The organism is Streptomyces sp. NPDC032091, assembly GCF_055580265.1.
The window spans coordinates 1-16,542 of sequence record NZ_JBVILR010000035.1 but is presented as its reverse complement, the minus strand read 5'-3'; the positions used below and the strand labels follow the sequence as shown (position 1 = coordinate 16,542).

Genomic DNA, 16,542 nt, shown 5'->3' with positions numbered 1-16,542 from the left:
GGTGTCAGTGACGTTCCGGTTTGGCGCTGCGGCCCATGAGTTCCTTCAGCGCGACCAGGGTGGGCTTGCCGTGGTGGACGATGTCGACGACCGTCTCGGTGATCGGCATGTCCACCCCGTACCGGCGGGCCAGATCCGCCACGGACTGGCAGGACTTGACCCCCTCGGCGGTCTGCCGCGTGACCGCGATGGTCTCCTCCAGGGTCATCCCGCGGCCCAGGTTCGTGCCGAAGGTGTGGTTCCGGGAGAGCGGCGAGGAGCAGGTGGCGACGAGGTCGCCGAGGCCGGCGAGGCCGGAGAAGGTGAGCGGGTCGGCGCCCATCGCCAGGCCCAGGCGGGTGGCTTCGGCGAGGCCGCGGGTGATGAGCGAGCCCTTGGTGTTGTCGCCCAGGCCCATGCCGTCGGCGATGCCGACGGCGAGGCCGATGACGTTCTTGACCGCGCCACCGAGCTCGCAGCCGATGACGTCGGTGCTGGTGTACGGCCGGAAGTACGGGGTGTGGCAGGCGGCCTGGAGGCGCTGGGCCACGGCCTCGTCCACGCAGGCGACGACGGAGGCGGCGGGCTGGCGGGCGACGATCTCGCGGGCCAGGTTGGGGCCGGTGACGACGGCGACGCGCTCGGAGGGGACCTTGGCCACCTCCTCGATGACCTCGCTCATCCGCTTGGCGGTGCCCAGTTCGATGCCCTTCATCAGGGAGACGAGGACGGTGTCGGGGGCCAGCAGCGGGGCCCACTCGGCCAGGTTGCCGCGCAGGGTCTGGGAGGGGATCGACAGGACGGTGAAGTCGGCGTCGCGGGCCGCCTCGGCCGGGTCGGTGGTGGCGCGCAGGTTCGCCGGGAGCTCGGCGCCGGGGAAGTAGTCCGGGTTGGCGCGGTCGGTGTTGATGGCGTCGGCGACCTCCGGGCGGCGGGCCCACAGGGTGACCTCGCAGCCGGCGTCGGCGAGCACCATGCCGAAGGCGGTGCCCCAGGAGCCCGCCGAGAACACGGCCGCCTTGACGGGACGCGTCACTTGGAACCCTCCCCCGCGGCCTTGCGCCGCTGTTCCGCCCTGGCCTTGCGGTGGTCGTAGGGCTCGTCCGGAGCCTTCTCGCCGCGCAGCTCCTCCAGGAGGGCGGTGATGTCGGCCATGATGGCTTCGGTGGCGCCCTTGAGGACCTCCGGCGTGGGGTCCTTGCCGTAGAAGGCCGAGAGGTCCACGGGCGGCCCGGCGAGCACCTGGAGCGTCTTGCGCGGGAACAGGCGGACCTTGTTCTCCTTGGCGTACGGCGGCATCGCGAGGTTGGCGCCCCACTGGGCCACCGGAATGACGGGGGCCCGGGTGATCAGTGCCACGCGGGCGACACCGGTCTTGCCCGCCATCGGCCACATCTCGGGGTCGCGGGTGAGGGTGCCCTCGGGGTAGAACGCCACGCATTCGCCGCGCTCGACGGCGTCCACGGCGGCCCGGAACGCGTCCAGGGCGTTGGTGGTCTCGCGGTAGACGGGGATCTGGCCCGATCCGCGCAGGATGGCGCCGACGAAAGGCACCTTGAAGAGTCCGGCCTTGGCCAGCAACCGGGGCACCCGGCCGGTGTTGTACTGGAAGTGCGCGTAGGACAGCGGGTCCAGATACGAGTTGTGATTGACGGCGGTGATAAAGCCGCCGTCGGCCGGAATGTGCTCCATTCCCCGCCAGTCCCGCTTGAAGAGCACTACCAGCGGCGGTTTTGCGATGACCGCCGCCAGGCGGTACCAGAAGCCGATTCTGCGGCGGGACACTCGGAGCACCTTCCTCTAGGACCGGGGCGCGTGCGGCACCTTCCAGCGGTGGCTGGGGGAGGCGCGGCGCCTCGTGGGCCGGACAAGTGTCGCCCCGGGTCCGGTCTCTGTCGAGAACACCGTACGCCCCGCCCGGACCGGCCGACCCCCCTCCGGCCGGTCTGAGGCGACAATGGGCCGACTGATGACCGGGCCGTGACCCGCCCAGGGCCGGGGCGGGTGCGGCCGCGCAACGGAGCGAAGGAGTCCGCCACGAACGCCGTCTGGAGCCTGGTGGTCCCGCTGAAGCCCCTGGCGCTGGCCAAGAGCCGGCTGGCGGCCGCGGTGGGCGCTTCCCGTCCGGGGCTGGCCCTGGCCTTCGCGCAGGACACGGTGGCGGGCGCACTGGCCTGCGCCTCGGTGGCGGATGTGGTGGTCGTCACGGACGACGCCGTGGCCGGGGCGGAACTGGCCCGGCTGGGGGCGCGGATCCTGCCGGACGCCCCGGCGGCGGGGCTCAACGCCGCGCTGGACCACGGCGCGCGGGCCGTGCGCGCCCGGCGGCCGGGGGCGCCGCTGGCCGCGATGAACGCGGACCTGCCGGCACTGCGCCCGCCGGAATTGCTACGTGTGCTCGATATCGCCGCCGCATTTCCCCGGGCATTTCTGGCGGATGCGGCGGGAATCGGGACGACCCTCCTTTCCGCCGGTCCGGACGTGGAATTGGCACCCGCGTTCGGCGGTCCGTCCCGGGCCCGGCATTCCGCCTCGGGAGCGGTGGAAATAGCCCTCGCGGACGTCGAGAGCGTACGGCGGGACGTGGACACCGGGCCGGACCTGCGCAGGGCCCTGTCCCTCGGCGTGGGCCGCCACACGGCCCGATACAGTGCGCGTATGCAGGCGACCGCGTACACGTACGACTCCCAGACCCGCAGCGGCAGCGTGCTGCTGGACGACGGCACCCCGGTGCCCTTCGGGGCCGAGGCCTTCGACGCGGGGGGCCTGCTGATGCTGCGGCCCGGGCAGCGGGTGCGCATCGAGACGGACGGCGAGGGCGCCACCCTGCGCGTCACCCTGGTCACCCTGCAGACGTTCTAGCCGGACCCCCTGGCCCCGGCGGGACTCCCGCCACCCCTGCGACCTGCGAAGGAACGCACCGCGGGCCGGCTTCCCCCGGGGGGAAGCCGGCCCGGCGTGTGTGACTCGTGCCCTTACTTCTTGCGGGCGGTGGTCTTCTTCGCGGTGGCCTTGCGCGTCGCCGTCTTCTTGGCGGGCGCCTTCGTCGCGGTGGCCTTCTTGGCCGCCGGGGCGGTCTTCTTCGCGGTGGCGGTGGTCTTCTTCGCCGCCGCCGTGGCCTTCTTCGCCGGGGCCGCCTTCTTCGCGGTGGCCGTGGTCTTCTTCGCGACCGTGGTCTTGGCGGCCGTCTTCTTGACGGTCGGGGTGGCCTTCTTCGCCGTCGTCTTCTTCGCGGCGGTCTTCGTGGCCGTGGTCTTCGCGGCGGCCTTCTTGGCGGTGGTCGCCTTCTTCGCGGCGGCCTTCTTGACCGTGGCCGAGGCACCGCCGGTCAGGCTGCCCTTCGGGGCCTTCTTCACGGCCACCTCGTCGCCCTTGGGGAGCTTCTTGGTGCCGCTGACCAGGTCCTTGAAGCCCTGACCCGCGCGGAAGCGGGGAACGGAGGTCTTCTTGACCCGGACGCGCTCACCCGTCTGCGGGTTGCGCGCGTAGCGGGCCGGGCGGTCGACCTTCTCGAACGAGCCGAAGCCCGTGACCGAGACCCGGTCGCCCGCGACGACCGCGCGGACCATCGCGTCCAGTACCGCGTCGACCGCGTCGGCGGCCTGCTGGCGGCCGCCGAGCTTGTCGGCAATCGCTTCTACGAGCTGCGCCTTGTTCACGTCTTCCCCTTCGGAGACCTCGCCAGAACGAATGTGTTCAAGCTTATTTCGCACGTTAGGCGGATATATACCGCAAATCAAACACGAAACGGGCTAATCACCCTAGTGCCGCAACGATGTGAGCCGTTACGGAGTTCCTTCGCATCAGTCGCCTTCAGGGAATCGACCCTCGTCGAGGTCCTTCATCAACCTGTCCAGGCGCCTTGCCGCGTCGGCGAGATCATGTTTCGCCGCGGCAGTGACGACCAACAGCTTCCGGGACAGCGCCATCCTTACGCCCTCCGGGACTTGCAGTGCGCGCACCCTGGTGTGTGCTTCTTTCAACCGGTCCGCGACGAGCTCGTAGAGGTCGAGTTGACTGTCGCGTTCCATGCACAGATTGTGCCATCTGGGGCGAGTTGTCGCCTCACGGGGCCTCAACATACGGCTGTGCCCCCCGCCGGAAGGCGGGGGGCACAGTGTCGCCGATGTGATCACCCGAGGGTGAATAAGCGCTGATCAGGCAGGAATCAGACGCGGACCGTACGCGGCTTGAAGGCCGGGCGGGTACTTTCGTAGGCGTCGATGTCGGCTTCGTTCTGAAGGGTGAGCGAGATGTCGTCCAGTCCTTCCAGCAGACGCCAGCGCGCGTTGTCGTCGAGTTCGAACTCCGCCTCGACGCCCTCGGCTCGGACCTTCCGGTCGACCAGGTCGACGGTGATCTCGGCGGTCGGGTCGGCCTCGGTGAGCTCCCACAGCCGGTCGACGGTCTCCTGCGGCAGGACGACGGTCAGCAGACCGTTCTTCAGCGAGTTGCCGCGGAAGATGTCGGCGAAGCGGGAGGAGATGACGGTCTTGAACCCGAAGTTCTGCAGCGCCCAGACGGCGTGCTCGCGCGAGGAGCCGGTGCCGAAGTCAGGGCCGGCCACCAGCACGGTCGCCCCCTGGCGCTCCGGGCGGTTGGTGACGAACTCCGGGTCCTTGCGCCAGGCCTCGAAGAGCCCGTCCTCGAACCCGTCGCGGGTGATCTTCTTCAGCCAGTGGGCCGGGATGATCTGGTCGGTGTCGACGTTGCTGCGGCGCAGCGGGACGGCACGGCCGGTGTGGGTGGTGAAGGCTTCCATGGTTCAGACTCCGGCGGGGGCGTTGGCGTCGGACAGGTCGGCGGGCGAGGCCAGGTGGCCCAGGACCGCGGTGGCGGCGGCCACCTGCGGGGAGACCAGGTGGGTGCGCCCGCCCTTGCCCTGCCGGCCCTCGAAGTTGCGGTTGGAGGTGGACGCGGAACGCTCACCGGGGGCCAGTTGGTCGGGGTTCATGCCCAGGCACATGGAGCAGCCCGCGTGCCGCCATTCGGCGCCGGCGTCCTTGAAGACCTTGTCCAGGCCTTCCTCGACGGCCTGGAGCGCGACCCGGACGGAGCCGGGGACGACCAGCATCCGTACGCCGTCGGCGACTTTGCGGCCCCCGATGATCCCGGCGACGGCACGCAGGTCCTCGATGCGGCCGTTGGTGCAGGAACCTACGAAGACGGTGTCGACCTTGATCTCGCGCAGCGGCTGCCCGGCGGTCAACCCCATGTACTCCAGGGCCTTTTCGGCGGCCAGGCGCTCCGAAGCGTCCTCGTACGAAGCCGGGTCGGGGACGTTGGCCGACAGCGGCGCGCCCTGGCCCGGGTTGGTGCCCCAGGTGACGAACGGGGAGAGCGCGGAGCCGTCGATGACGACCTCGGCGTCGAAGACGGCGTCCTCGTCGGTGCGCAGGGTCTTCCAGTAGGCGACCGCCGCGTCCCAGTCCTCGCCCGTGGGGGCGTGGTCGCGGCCCTCCAGGTAGTCGAAGGTGGTCTGGTCGGGGGCGATCATGCCCGCGCGGGCGCCGGCCTCGATCGACATGTTGCAGATGGTCATGCGGGCTTCCATCGAGAGCTTCTCGACGGCCTCGCCGCGGTACTCCAGGATGTAGCCCTGGCCGCCGCCGGTGCCGATCTTGGCGATGATCGCCAGGATCAGGTCCTTGGCGGTGACGCCCTCGGCCAGCTCGCCGGTGACGGTGATGGCCATCGTCTTGGGGCGGGCCAGCGGCAGCGTCTGGGTGGCCAGCACGTGCTCGACCTGGCTGGTGCCGATGCCGAAGGCCAGCGCGCCGAAGGCGCCGTGCGTGGAGGTGTGGGAGTCACCGCAGACCACGGTGGTGCCCGGCTGCGTCAGACCCAGCTGCGGGCCGACGACGTGCACGACACCCTGCTCCACGTCGCCCAGCGAGTGCAGGCGGACACCGAACTCGGCGCAGTTCTTGCGCAGCGTCTCCAGCTGGGCCCGGGAGACCGGGTCCGCGATCGGCTTGTCGATGTCGATGGTGGGGGTGTTGTGGTCCTCGGTCGCGATGGTGAGGTCCAGCCGCCGGACCTTGCGGCCGGCCTGCCGCAGCCCGTCGAACGCCTGCGGGCTGGTCACCTCGTGCAGCAGGTGGAGATCAATGAAGAGGAGATCGGGCTCGCCCTCGGCGCGCCGGACGACATGGTCGTCCCAGACCTTCTCCGCGAGTGTCCTACCCATCGCTCTTCCCTCCGGCTCACCGTCCCGGATCCAGTGGTTCGTGGACCCGTACATACAGACTCGCTGGTTCTTGGAAAATTTGAACTTGCGTTTCACAGTGTGAGACGTGAATATCGTTTCATGGACAACTCTAGCGGCGTCGGCGTTCTCGACAAGGCAGCTCTGGTATTGAGCGCACTGGAGTCCGGTCCGGCCACCCTCGCCGGGCTGGTCGCGGCGACAGGGCTCGCACGACCCACGGCACATCGCCTTGCCGTGGCACTGGAACACCACCGGATGGTGGCGAGGGACATGCAGGGCCGGTTCATCCTCGGTCCGCGGCTGGCAGAGCTTGCCGCCGCGGCCGGCGAGGACCGTCTGCTGGCCACGGCGGGACCGGTGCTCACGCACCTCCGTGACGTGACGGGCGAGAGCGCGCAGCTCTACCGCCGTCAGGGCGACATGCGCATCTGCGTGGCGGCCGCCGAGCGGCTGTCGGGCCTGCGGGACACCGTCCCGGTGGGCTCCACGCTCCCGATGAAGGCGGGCTCGGCGGCGCAGATCCTGATGGCCTGGGAAGAGCCCGAGCGGCTCCACCGGGGTCTTCAGGGCGCGCGCTTCACGGCGACGGCCCTGTCCGGCGTACGGCGCCGCGGCTGGTCCCAGTCGATCGGCGAGCGGGAGCCCGGCGTGGCCTCCGTCTCGGCGCCGGTGCGCGGCCCCTCGAACCGCGTGGTGGCCGCCGTATCGGTCTCCGGCCCGATCGAGCGCCTGACCCGGCACCCCGGGCGCATGCACGCCCAGGCCGTCATCGACGCGGCCGCCCGGCTCTCGGAGGCCCTGCGCCGCTCCGGCTGAGCCCCTCCCCGGTCGCAGACCTCCTCCACACCACCCCCGGGCCCGGGGGCGCGAACGACGCCGCACACGTCCGAACTCGCGCCTCCGGGCCCGCACTTGTCCGCGGACCCGGCGCCCGTCCGGGAACGACGAAGAGGCCCTCCGCGATGATCGCGGAGGGCCTCTCCTCATGTACCCCCGACCGGATTCGAACCGGCGCTACCGCCTTGAGAGGGCGGCGTGCTAGGCCGCTACACAACGGGGGCTAGCTTTACTGCGGTACTACGCTGGGCTACCAGGACTCGAACCTAGAATAAGGGAACCAGAAACCCTCGTGTTGCCAATTACACTATAGCCCAATGGTCTAGACCAGCCAGACCTTGGTACCCCCGACCGGATTCGAACCGGCGCTACCGCCTTGAGAGGGCGGCGTGCTAGGCCGCTACACAACGGGGGCCCTAGCGATCCTGCATCAAAACCTCCGGGAGCGACCCTGGAGATCCCGCGGGAAGGATCTGTACCCCCGACCGGATTCGAACCGGCGCTACCGCCTTGAGAGGGCGGCGTGCTAGGCCGCTACACAACGGGGGCAAAGCACTGCGTTACTACTGCACTGCGCTGGGCTACCAGGACTCGAACCTAGAATAAGGGAACCAGAAACCCTCGTGTTGCCAATTACACTATAGCCCACCGAACTTCAAGACCCTGAGGGCCTTTCGTTTGGTTAGCGCCTGTGGTTCCGGCCTCTCGGCCCGTCTCCCCGGCGCAGAAAGAACATTACCGGATGCCTGACCGTGCTCCAAAACGGGTATCAGCGGCCAGCAGCTCGGGGAGCAGTTCGAGCCCCTCGATCCGGTGTACGCCCCCGGGTCCGGGCCCCCGGCCCCCGTCCCGGTCGATCCAGACGGCGGTCAGCCCCGCGTCGCGCGCGCCCCGCGCGTCGATCTCCGGCTGGTCCCCCACGTACGCCACCTGCTCCGGCGGCAGCCCGAGGGCCGCGCAGGCGGCGAGGAAGGCGGCGGCCTCGGGCTTGCTGACGCCCAGCTCGGCCGCGCACACCAGGACCTCGAAGCGCTCGCGCAGGCCGAGGTGGCACAGCTTGGGGTCCTGGTTGGCGACGGAGGAGTTGGAGAGCACCCCGTGCCGGTAGCGGCCGGCGAGGGCGTCCAGGGCGGGCAGGACGTCCGGGAAGAGGGTCCAGGCGGCCTTGTAGTGCTCCACGTACCGCTCGAACCAGGCGTCGGCCTGCTCCTCGGTCAGGTCGGGCTCCCCGAGGAAGTCCCGCACCCGGTCCTGGCGCTGGCCGCGGAAGGTGGTCTCGCCGGCGGCGAAGCGCGCCCAGTGCGTCTCCGTGTGCCGCCGCCACAGGGCCAGGGCCTCGGCGGCGGTCCCGTAGCGCTCCCCGAGCCCCTCGTCGCGCAGGTGCCGCGACAGCCCGGCCGCGTCGGCCCCGGTGTAGTCGAAGAGGGTGTCGTCGATGTCCCACAGCACGGCGCGGATCGGCATACCGGCGAGCCTACGCCCGGGCGGCCGCGCGCGGGGGCGGTCCGCGGAACTCCGCCCGTCAGGGGTGTGGCCGTTCTCACCGCCGGGGAACGCCGAAGGGGCGGCAGCCGGGTCGGCTGCCGCCCCTTCGGAGAGGGCGCGGGTCAGGCGGCGAGCTTCGCCAGGGCCGCGTCGATGCGCGCGATCGAGCGCTCCTTGCCCAGGATCTCCAGGGACTCGAAGAGCGGCAGACCGACGGTGCGGCCGGTGACGGCCACGCGGACCGGGGCCTGGGCCTTGCCGAGCTTGAGGCCGTGGGCCTCGCCGGCGGCCAGGACGGCCTGCTTCAGGGACTCCGGGTCCGCCCAGTCGGCGCCGAGGAGGTTCTCGCGCGCCGTGGTCAGCAGGGCCGCGGGCTCGCCCTTCATGGCCTTGTCCCAGGACGCCTGGTCCTCGACGGGCTCCTTGAGGAAGAGGAAGTCCACGTTCGCGGTGATGTCCGAGAGGACGGTCACCCGGGTCTGGGCGTGCGGGGCGATCCGGTCCCAGGCGGCGGCGTCGAAGTCCTCGGGCGCCCAGTTGGCGTGCGGGGCGCGCAGCCAGGGCTGGCAGGCGTCCGCGAAGGCCTTGGGGTCCATCCGGCGGATGTGGTCGGCGTTGATCGCCTCGGCCTTCTTGAGGTCGAAGCGGGCCGGGTTGGCGTTGACGCCGTCGATGTCGAACTTCGCCACCATCTCCTCGATCGAGAAGATGTCCTGGTCCTTGGAGAAGGACCAGCCGAGGAGCGAGAGGTAGTTCAGCAGGCCCTCGGGGAGGAAGCCGCGCTCGCGGTAGAGGTTGAGCGAGGACTCGGGGTCGCGCTTGGAGAGCTTCTTGTTGCCCTCGCCCATCACGTACGGCAGGTGGCCGAACTGCGGGGTGCCCTTGGCCACGCCCAGCTCGATCAGCGCCTTGTAGAGGGCGATCTGGCGGGGGGTGGAGGAGAGCAGGTCCTCGCCGCGCAGGACGTGCGTGATCTCCATCAGCGCGTCGTCGACCGGGTTGACCAGCGTGTACAGCGGGGCGCCGTTCGCGCGGACGATGCCGAAGTCCGGCACGTTCTCCGGGGTGAAGGAGAGCTCGCCGCGGACCAGGTCCGTGAAGGTGATGGTCTCGTCGGGCATCCGGAAGCGGACGATCGAGGTGCGGCCCTCGGCCTCGTAGGCGGCGACCTGCTCGGCGGTCAGCTCGCGGCAGTGGCCGTCGTAGCCGGAGGGCCTGCCGGCGGCGCGGGCGGCGTCGCGGCGGGTGTCGAGCTCCTCGGTGGTGCAGTAGCAGGAGTAGGCGTAGCCGCCGTCCTGGAGCCTCTGCGCGACGTCCTTGTAGATGTCCATGCGCTCGGACTGCCGGTAGGGGGCGTGCGGGCCGCCGACCTCGGGGCCCTCGTCCCAGGTGAAGCCGAGCCAGCGCAGGGAGTCGAGCAGCTGGACGTACGACTCCTCGGAGTCGCGGGCCGCGTCGGTGTCCTCGATGCGGAAGACGAACGTACCGCCGTGGTGGCGGGCGAACGCCCAGTTGAAGAGGGCGGTCCGGACCAGGCCCACGTGGGGGTTGCCGGTCGGGGAGGGACAGAAACGTACGCGGACGTTCGCGTTAGCCACGCTTGATCACCCTGTTGGTGAGAGTGCCGATGCCTTCGATGGTGACGGCGACCTCGTCGCCGACGTTGAGGGGGCCGACTCCGGCCGGGGTCCCCGTGAGGATGACGTCGCCCGGGAGCAGGGTCATGGCCTCGCTGATGTGCACGACCAGGTCCTCGACGGAGCGGACCATGTCACTGGTGCGGCCGAGCTGGCGCTGTTCGCCGTTGACGGTGCACTGGATCGTCAGGTCGGCCGGGTCGAGGTCGGTCTCGATCCAGGGGCCGAGGGGGCAGGCGCTGTCGAAGCCCTTGGCGCGGGCCCACTGCTTCTCGCGCTGCTGGACGTCGCGGGCGGTGACGTCGTTGGCGCAGGTGTACCCGAGGATGACGTCCTTGACGCGCTCCTTCGGGACCTCGCGGCACATGCGGCCGATCACCACGGCGAGCTCCGCCTCGTGGTGGACGTCCTGGGAGAAGGAGGGGTAGACGATCGGGTCGCCGGAGCCGACCACCGAGGTGGAGGGCTTGAAGAAGGTGATCGGGGCTTCGGGGAGCTCGTTGCCGAGCTCCGCCGCGTGCTCCGCGTAGTTGCGGCCGACGGCCACGACCTTGTTCGGGAGCACGGGCGGCAGCAGCCGGACCTTGCTCAGCGGGACCTTCGTGCCGGAGAGCTCGAAGTCCGCGAACGGGATGCCCTTGATGATGTCGAGGACGAGCTCGCCTTCGGCGCCGGGGGCAGTGCTGCCCTCGACCGCGCCGAACGCGACGTTGCCGTCGATCGAGAACCTGGCGATGCGCACCTGCTGCGTCTGCCCCTCTTGTGTTTCCGCTGGCTGGAGTCTGCGGACTCCAGGCTAACGCGGTGGGGGCCGGCGCTTCGCGCTCCTTTTACTGCGCGGCGGCGAGCGGGGCGTCCATGAGGACGGTGCGGCGCGGGTTCGCGGTCTGGGTGGGCAGCTCGACGCGGTGCTCCGGGGTGGCCGGGGCCGCCTGCAGCTCCTCGGCGTCCTTGAGGTGCGCGAGGGTGGTGCGGCGGGGGTTGGCTATGTTGCGGATCATCGACGTCGTCTTCATCGGAGTTTCGGGCCCTCGGCTCGCTGGTGGGGTGGGGGTCGTCTGCTGCGCCGGGTGTGGCGCCAACCCTTTAACAGGCAAGGCTAAACATCCGAATCCCCGACTGAACCGGTCGGTAAGAGCCATTGCCGTGTGAGTTTGCTCACCCGTGAGCGGGCAATACGGACATAATTGACAGTCAACTGACGCCCCGGAAACGGACATTGCGCCACTGAATGCGCCATTCCGCTCCTGATCATCTCGACTGGGACACCTTGCCAGGCGCGAGCTTTGATTGGCGTAAGTCCGATTCCTCCCCATTGGACTTCCACATCGCGTAGCACGCCCGTCACGAGACGTGACCGGCTCGCCGGGGCGACACGCGCACCTTGTTGGAGATCCCCCACTGTGCTGGAATTCGCGAGACCGCCGCGGGTATCAGCCGGCGCGCAGGTGGCGCAAGAGAGCGCCGAGCGCGGTGGCATCGACAGGGAGACGCGCCGGTCACCGACGACCACCATGGGGCCGTCAGTGCCCCACGACTCGACACCGTTCCGCCGCTCATCCGGCGGGGCGCCTGGTCCAGAGGTTGCGACGCTAGTGCAGGGACGATTCAAGAGGGATGGCAAGGGGTCTCCCCAGGCCCTTCAGGGCCGAGGGGAAGCTGCGGCGGAGCAGGAGCCGCTCGGCGGGACCGACCGTGGCGCCTCGCCCCAGCACGCCCCGGGCCGCGGCCCGGCACTCGAAGGGGCGGGGCCCGACTCCTCCCCCTCGGGGAAGGCCAAGGGCCGCGGGAAGTCCGGCAAGGCCCCCAAGGCCGGCCGCTCCAAGGGCAAGGCCAAGGCGGAGCCCGTCGAGCAGCAGGACGAGGCGATACCCAAGGCCCCCAGCTCGGGTTCCCGCCTCGCGATGCAGAACTGGCGCATCAGCACGCGACTGGTGTCGCTGCTGACCCTGCCCGTCGTCGCGGCCACCACGCTCGGTGGCTTCCGCATCAACGACTCGCTCAACGACATCGCCCAGCTGGAGCACATGCAGCTGCTGACGACGATGACCCGGCAGGCCACCAACCTGGCCGCCATGCTCCAGGAGGAGCGGGACAAGTCGGCCGGCCCGATGTCGATCACCAGGGACGGCAAGGCCAACAGCCTCGTCCAGGGTGTCCGCGACCAGACCGACGCCGCCGCCAAGGCCTTCGCCTCCGCGACCGACAAGGTCGACAACGCGGAGGACAAGGACGAGACCCTCAAGTCGATCCGCAACAACATCCTGCAGATCGGCCGCCAGCTCACGGGCATCGAGGACATCCGCAAAAAGGCGTACATGAACGGCGCCCAGCAGACGGTCACCGAGTACAACGCCCTGATCGTCTCGCTGCTCTCGCTGTCGCAGGACATGGCCCAGGCCACCTCCAACCCGGAGATGATCAAGCGCACCCGCGCCCTGGCCGCCTTCTCCTCCGCCAAGGAGTACGCCTCCATCCAGCGCGCCGTCATCGCCGCCTCGCTCCTCGAAAGCAGCGACAAGCCGGGCAAGCTGGACGAGAACGACCGCCTCTACGGCCTCTCCGCGCTCCGCGGTGAGAGCCAGGCGAAGAAGACCTTCGAACTCGTCTACCAGGGCAAGCCCGAGGAGCTCCTCGCGGCGCTCGGCGACGGCAACACCGAGATCGGCAGCGCCGACCACTACGCCCGCCGCGTGCTGAGCACCCAGGGACAGTTCGCCAAGGAGAAGAACCGGTCCTGGATGGACTGGTACGACGCCGACGACACCAAGCTCCAGGCCATGAAGGTCATCGAGCTGACCCTGCTCGAAGACATGGAGCAGAAGGCCCGCGAGCTCAAGAACGAGTCGCAGCAGGACGCCATCATCAACGGTGCCCTGATCCTCCTCGTCCTCGGTGTCTCCCTCGTCGGCGCCTTCGTCATGGCCCGGTCCATGATCCGCTCGCTGCGCCGCCTCCAGGACACCGCGACGCGCGTCGCCCAGGACCGCCTGCCCGAGCTCGTCAAGCAGCTCTCGGAGTCGGACCCGCAGGACGTGGACACCTCCGTGGAGTCCGTCGGCCTGCACACCCGCGACGAGATCGGCCAGGTGGCCGCGGCCTTCGACGACGTGCACCGCGAGGCCGTCCGCCTCGCCGCCGAGCAGGCCCTCCTCCGGGGCAACGTCAACGCGATGTTCACCAACCTCTCGCGCCGCTCCCAGGGCCTCATCCAGCGCCAGCTGTCGCTCATCTCCGAACTGGAGTCGCGCGAGGCCGACCCGGACCAGCTCTCCTCGCTCTTCAAGCTCGACCACCTCGCCACCCGCATGCGGCGTAACGGTGAGAACCTCCTCGTCCTCGCGGGTGAGGAGCCGGGCCGCCGGTGGACCCGCCCCGTCCCGCTCGTCGACGTGCTCCGTGCCGCCGCGTCCGAGGTGGAGCAGTACGAGCGCATCGAACTGGCGGCGGTGCCCGGCACCGATGTCGCCGGCCGCGTCGTCAACGACCTCGTGCACCTCCTCGCCGAGCTGCTGGAGAACGCCACCTCGTTCTCCTCCCCGCAGACGAAGGTCAAGGTCACCGGTCACGCGCTGCCCGACGGCCGCGTGCTCGTCGAGATCCACGACACCGGTATCGGCCTGTCCCCGGAGGACCTCGCCGCGATCAACGAGCGGCTCGCGTCGCCGCCGACCGTGGACGTCTCCGTCTCCCGCCGCATGGGCCTGTTCGTGGTCGGCCGCCTGTCCCTGCGACACGGCATCCGCATCCAGCTGCGCCCCTCCGACTCGGGCGGCACGACCGCGCTCGTCATGCTTCCGGTGGACGTCGCCCAGGGCGGCAAGAAGCCGGGTCCGGCGGCGGGCCAGGGCGGCCAGGCCGGAGCCCAGGGCGGCCCGGGTGCCCCCGGCGCCCAGGGTTCCGTCCCCGGCGGCGCGCGTCCCCCGGTGGGCGCGGGCCAGCAGCGCGGCCAGGTCGGCGGCGGCCAGCGCCCCGCGCTGCCGGGCCAGGGCGGTCCCGCCGGCGCTCCGCAGCAGCGTCCGCAGGGCCAGGGCCCCCGTCCGCAGGGCGGTCCCGCCGCCGCGACGGGCCAGGCGCAGGGCCAGGGCGGCTTCGGCGGCGGTGCCCCGCTGCCCACCCGCGGGCAGGGCGGCCCCGCCGGTGCTCCGGCCGGCCAGGACAACAACCTCTTCAGCGGCCCGCAGGCCCGCCCCGCGGGTGTGCCCCAGGCTTCCGCCCCCGGTGTCTTCCCGCCCCAGGGCAACGGCTTCGAGCGTCCGCAGCAGCCCCAGGGCGGCGCGGCGTTCGGCCAGCAGCAGCCCGGGCAGGCCCCGGCCCCGCAGCAGCAGGGCGGCCCCGCGGCCCCCGTCAAGCGCCGGCGTCCGCAGCTCCCGCCGCAGGGCGGCGCCGCCGGCCGTCCGGAGCTTCCGGGCGCGGGCGGCCCGTCCGCCGGGATGCCGCAGGCCACCAGCTGGGGCGCCGGGCAGGCCGGGCAGGAGGCCCCGCGCGGGCACGACGAGCTGTCGGGCCCCGGGTCGACGGCGGAGTTCGCCCGCCCCGACTTCAACGCCCCGATGCCGCAGGCCGGCAACCCCGCCCTCTCCACCACCGGGCAGTTCGAGCGTCCCGACGTACGCGGTCCCCAGGACCCGTCCGCCACGGGGCAGTTCGAGCGCCCGCAGCCGGGCGGCCCGCTCGACCCGTCCTCCACGGGCCAGTTCGCCCGCCCGGGCGGCCCGGGCGTCGGCGGCTACGGGGAGCAGCAGCCCCAGAACCGGCAGCCCGGCGGCTACGCCCCCGCGCCGGCTCCGCGGCCCGAAGCCCCTCAGCTCCCCCAGGCGTACCAGCCGGAGGCACTGCCCCCGGCGCAGGGTCAGCCCGGTGGTGAGCTGCGCAGTCCGATCTTCGATACGCTGGAGTCGAACTGGTCCGGCCAGAACGGCGGCCCGTCCGTCGGACAGGCGCCGGCCGTTCCGCAGCAGCCCCAGCAGGGCCAGGCCCCCCAGCAGCAGCAGCCGCTGCCGCAGCGAGGTCAGGAGCTTCCGGGCGAGGGCGCCACGGCGGTCACCGGCAGCACGCCGCAGGTCAGCTGGCGGTCCTCCCCCAACGACGAGCTGATGCGTCAGGCGGAGCGCGTGCGCCAGCCGGCGGCCGGCGGGATCACCACCTCGGGGCTCCCCCGGCGGGTGCCGCGCGCCAACCTCGTCGCGGGTACCGCCCAGCAGCAGGCCGAAGCGCCGGCCGGGCCGCAGGTGTCGCGCGCTCCGGACGACGTGCGCGGCCGTCTCACCAACCTCCGACGCGGTATCCAGCAGGGACGGCAGGCCGGCACCTCCGGCCCGGCGACCGGCAGTTACCAGATCGACCCCACTTACCAGCAGGAGCGATAGTTGAGCTCGATGAGCCAGGCGGCACAGAACCTGAACTGGTTGATCACCAACTTCGTGGACAACACCCCCGGGGTGTCCCACACCGTGGTGGTCTCCGCCGACGGACTCCTTCTGGCCATGTCCGAAGGTTTCCCCCGTGACCGCGCCGACCAGCTGGCGGCCGTGGCCTCCGGTCTGACCTCGCTGACCGCCGGGGCCTCCCGGATCTTCGAGGGTGGCGCCGTCAACCAGACCGTGGTGGAGATGGACCGTGGGTTCCTCTTCCTCATGTCGGTCTCCGACGGGTCCTCGCTCGCGGTGCTCGCGCACCCCGAGTGCGACATCGGCCTCGTCGGCTACGAGATGGCCCTCCTCGTGGACCGCGCCGGCAACGTCCTCACCCCGGACCTGCGCGCGGAGCTCCAGGGAAGCCTGCTCACCTGACACCCCCTCCTCCCGGCCGGACGGTACTTCCGGCCGGGAGGACCGGGACCGCGTCCCGGAACCCCAGTACCCCCGAAGGCCGTCATCACGTCCCCCCACCGGCCGCCCCGTCAGACGGCACGCTGACCACTGCTGTCCAGCCCGGAGGATCAATGACCCCGCCCCCCGCCTACCCCGATGCGTACGGAGACCCGTACTCGGAAGGCGACCAGCCGCTGGTACGTCCGTACGCGATGACCGGCGGCCGGACCCGGCCGCGGTACCAGCTCGCCATCGAGGCGCTGGTCAGCACGACCGCCGACCCGATGCACCTGTCCGGCCTGCTGCCGGAGCACCAGCGCATCTGCACCCTGTGCCGCGAGGTGAAGTCGGTCGCGGAGGTCTCCGCCCTGCTGTCCATGCCGCTCGGTGTGGCCCGCATCCTCGTAGCCGACCTGGCGGAGGCCGGCATGGTGGCGATCCACCAGCCGGGCAATGGAGAGGCCGGCGGAACGCCGGACGTTACGCTGCTCGAAAGGGTGCTCAGTGGACTTCGCAAGCTCTAACGGCGGAGCGGCTCGCTCCACCACCTCCGCGAAGATCGTGGTGGCGGGCGGCTTCG

14 protein-coding genes, 5 tRNA genes and 2 pseudogenes are annotated in these 16,542 nt (G+C 71.0%); 6 read left to right on the top strand and 15 right to left on the bottom strand.

Annotation, left to right across the window (positions count from 1 at the left end):
* Positions 1–4: 4 nt before the first annotated feature.
* Together ACZ5NJ_RS35465 and ACZ5NJ_RS35460 are read right to left on the bottom strand one after the other, a co-directional pair.
* Positions 5–1,015: an NAD(P)H-dependent glycerol-3-phosphate dehydrogenase gene (locus tag ACZ5NJ_RS35465; RefSeq protein ID WP_468770568.1), complete on the bottom strand. Its 1,011-nt coding sequence runs from the start codon at positions 1,013–1,015 to the stop codon at positions 5–7.
* A complete protein-coding gene (locus ACZ5NJ_RS35460; protein ID WP_468770566.1) occupies positions 1,012–1,764 on the bottom strand; it encodes a lysophospholipid acyltransferase family protein in 753 nt (250 codons plus the stop codon). The genes ACZ5NJ_RS35465 and ACZ5NJ_RS35460 overlap by 4 nt, the downstream gene beginning before the upstream one ends.
* Before the next feature lie 219 nt (positions 1,765–1,983).
* On the opposite strand from ACZ5NJ_RS35460, the pseudogene cofC reads away from it, so the two are divergent.
* Positions 1,984–2,634, top strand: a pseudogene (gene cofC, locus ACZ5NJ_RS35455) (2-phospho-L-lactate guanylyltransferase); the annotation flags it as partial.
* Positions 2,635–2,954: 320 nt separating this feature from the next.
* On the opposite strand, the gene ACZ5NJ_RS35450 reads toward cofC, so the two are convergent.
* The 4 genes from ACZ5NJ_RS35450 to leuC form a co-directional block, all read right to left on the bottom strand.
* Entirely contained in the window at positions 2,955–3,638 is a 684-nt protein-coding gene (locus ACZ5NJ_RS35450; protein ID WP_468770564.1) for an HU family DNA-binding protein, read from the bottom strand.
* 144 nt (positions 3,639–3,782) lie between these two features.
* Complete coding sequence (locus ACZ5NJ_RS35445; protein ID WP_468770563.1) at positions 3,783–4,010, bottom strand: SCO5555 family protein; 228 nt, start codon at positions 4,008–4,010, stop codon at positions 3,783–3,785.
* Between the two features lie 137 nt (positions 4,011–4,147).
* Entirely contained in the window at positions 4,148–4,741 is a 594-nt protein-coding gene (gene leuD, locus ACZ5NJ_RS35440; protein ID WP_468770561.1) for a 3-isopropylmalate dehydratase small subunit, read from the bottom strand.
* Positions 4,742–4,744: 3 nt separating this feature from the next.
* Positions 4,745–6,169 carry a 3-isopropylmalate dehydratase large subunit gene (gene leuC, locus ACZ5NJ_RS35435; protein WP_468770559.1) on the bottom strand — a complete coding sequence of 475 codons (1,425 nt, stop codon included), beginning with the start codon at positions 6,167–6,169 and terminating at the stop codon, positions 4,745–4,747.
* A 120-nt stretch (positions 6,170–6,289) separates the two neighbouring features.
* On the opposite strand from leuC, the gene ndgR reads away from it, so the two are divergent.
* Positions 6,290–7,006: an IclR family transcriptional regulator NdgR gene (gene ndgR / locus ACZ5NJ_RS35430; RefSeq protein ID WP_351884172.1), complete on the top strand. Its 717-nt coding sequence runs from the start codon at positions 6,290–6,292 to the stop codon at positions 7,004–7,006.
* Positions 7,007–7,178: 172 nt separating this feature from the next.
* Here the strand turns inward: ndgR and ACZ5NJ_RS35425 are convergent.
* The 9 genes from ACZ5NJ_RS35425 to ACZ5NJ_RS35385 form a co-directional block, all read right to left on the bottom strand.
* Positions 7,179–7,251, bottom strand: a tRNA-Glu gene (locus ACZ5NJ_RS35425).
* 21 nt (positions 7,252–7,272) lie between these two features.
* Positions 7,273–7,344: transfer RNA gene (locus tag ACZ5NJ_RS35420), tRNA-Gln, on the bottom strand.
* Between the two features lie 22 nt (positions 7,345–7,366).
* Positions 7,367–7,442 (bottom strand) — tRNA-Glu (locus ACZ5NJ_RS35415).
* Between the two features lie 61 nt (positions 7,443–7,503).
* A tRNA-Glu gene (locus ACZ5NJ_RS35410) sits at positions 7,504–7,576 on the bottom strand.
* A 27-nt stretch (positions 7,577–7,603) separates the two neighbouring features.
* Positions 7,604–7,675 (bottom strand) — tRNA-Gln (locus ACZ5NJ_RS35405).
* An 87-nt stretch (positions 7,676–7,762) separates the two neighbouring features.
* Complete coding sequence (locus ACZ5NJ_RS35400) at positions 7,763–8,491, bottom strand: HAD family hydrolase (RefSeq protein WP_468770557.1); 729 nt, start codon at positions 8,489–8,491, stop codon at positions 7,763–7,765.
* 143 nt (positions 8,492–8,634) lie between these two features.
* Entirely contained in the window at positions 8,635–10,110 is a 1,476-nt protein-coding gene (gene gltX / locus ACZ5NJ_RS35395; protein ID WP_468770555.1) for a glutamate--tRNA ligase, read from the bottom strand.
* Positions 10,103–10,891 carry a fumarylacetoacetate hydrolase family protein gene (locus ACZ5NJ_RS35390; protein WP_468770554.1) on the bottom strand — a complete coding sequence of 263 codons (789 nt, stop codon included), beginning with the start codon at positions 10,889–10,891 and terminating at the stop codon, positions 10,103–10,105. Before ACZ5NJ_RS35390 ends, gltX begins: the two co-directional genes overlap by 8 nt.
* Positions 10,892–10,979: 88 nt before the next feature.
* The gene (locus ACZ5NJ_RS35385; RefSeq protein ID WP_468770552.1) at positions 10,980–11,165 is read right to left on the bottom strand and encodes a hypothetical protein; all 186 of its coding nucleotides are present in this window, start codon (positions 11,163–11,165) and stop codon (positions 10,980–10,982) included.
* Positions 11,166–11,744: 579 nt separating this feature from the next.
* On the opposite strand from ACZ5NJ_RS35385, the gene ACZ5NJ_RS35380 reads away from it, so the two are divergent.
* From ACZ5NJ_RS35380 to ACZ5NJ_RS35365, 4 genes and pseudogenes are all read left to right on the top strand, one after another.
* Positions 11,745–15,518, top strand: coding sequence for a sensor histidine kinase (locus ACZ5NJ_RS35380; RefSeq protein WP_468770550.1), 3,774 nt, complete (start codon positions 11,745–11,747; stop codon positions 15,516–15,518).
* A 9-nt stretch (positions 15,519–15,527) separates the two neighbouring features.
* Positions 15,528–15,941 carry a roadblock/LC7 domain-containing protein gene (locus ACZ5NJ_RS35375; RefSeq protein ID WP_042820501.1) on the top strand — a complete coding sequence of 138 codons (414 nt, stop codon included), beginning with the start codon at positions 15,528–15,530 and terminating at the stop codon, positions 15,939–15,941.
* 152 nt (positions 15,942–16,093) lie between these two features.
* Complete coding sequence (locus ACZ5NJ_RS35370) at positions 16,094–16,486, top strand: DUF742 domain-containing protein (protein ID WP_351884186.1); 393 nt, start codon at positions 16,094–16,096, stop codon at positions 16,484–16,486.
* Positions 16,467–16,542 (top strand): annotated as a pseudogene (locus tag ACZ5NJ_RS35365) (ATP-binding protein); the annotation flags it as partial. The gene ACZ5NJ_RS35370 and the pseudogene ACZ5NJ_RS35365, both read left to right, overlap by 20 nt.

Excerpts from the sequence above, each read along its gene's own strand:
- ACZ5NJ_RS35445 (WP_468770563.1), bottom strand. The coding sequence starts at position 4,010 with ATGGAACGCGACAGTCAACTCGACCTCTACGAGCTCGTCGCGGACCGG.
- leuD (WP_468770561.1), bottom strand. The coding sequence starts at position 4,741 with ATGGAAGCCTTCACCACCCACACCGGCCGTGCCGTCCCGCTGCGCCGC.
- leuC (WP_468770559.1), bottom strand. The coding sequence starts at position 6,169 with ATGGGTAGGACACTCGCGGAGAAGGTCTGGGACGACCATGTCGTCCGG.
- ndgR (WP_351884172.1), top strand. The coding sequence starts at position 6,290 with ATGGACAACTCTAGCGGCGTCGGCGTTCTCGACAAGGCAGCTCTGGTA.
- ACZ5NJ_RS35400 (WP_468770557.1), bottom strand. The coding sequence starts at position 8,491 with ATGCCGATCCGCGCCGTGCTGTGGGACATCGACGACACCCTCTTCGAC.
- ACZ5NJ_RS35385 (WP_468770552.1), bottom strand. The coding sequence starts at position 11,165 with ATGAAGACGACGTCGATGATCCGCAACATAGCCAACCCCCGCCGCACC.
- ACZ5NJ_RS35375 (WP_042820501.1), top strand. The coding sequence starts at position 15,528 with ATGAGCCAGGCGGCACAGAACCTGAACTGGTTGATCACCAACTTCGTG.
- ACZ5NJ_RS35370 (WP_351884186.1), top strand. The coding sequence starts at position 16,094 with ATGACCCCGCCCCCCGCCTACCCCGATGCGTACGGAGACCCGTACTCG.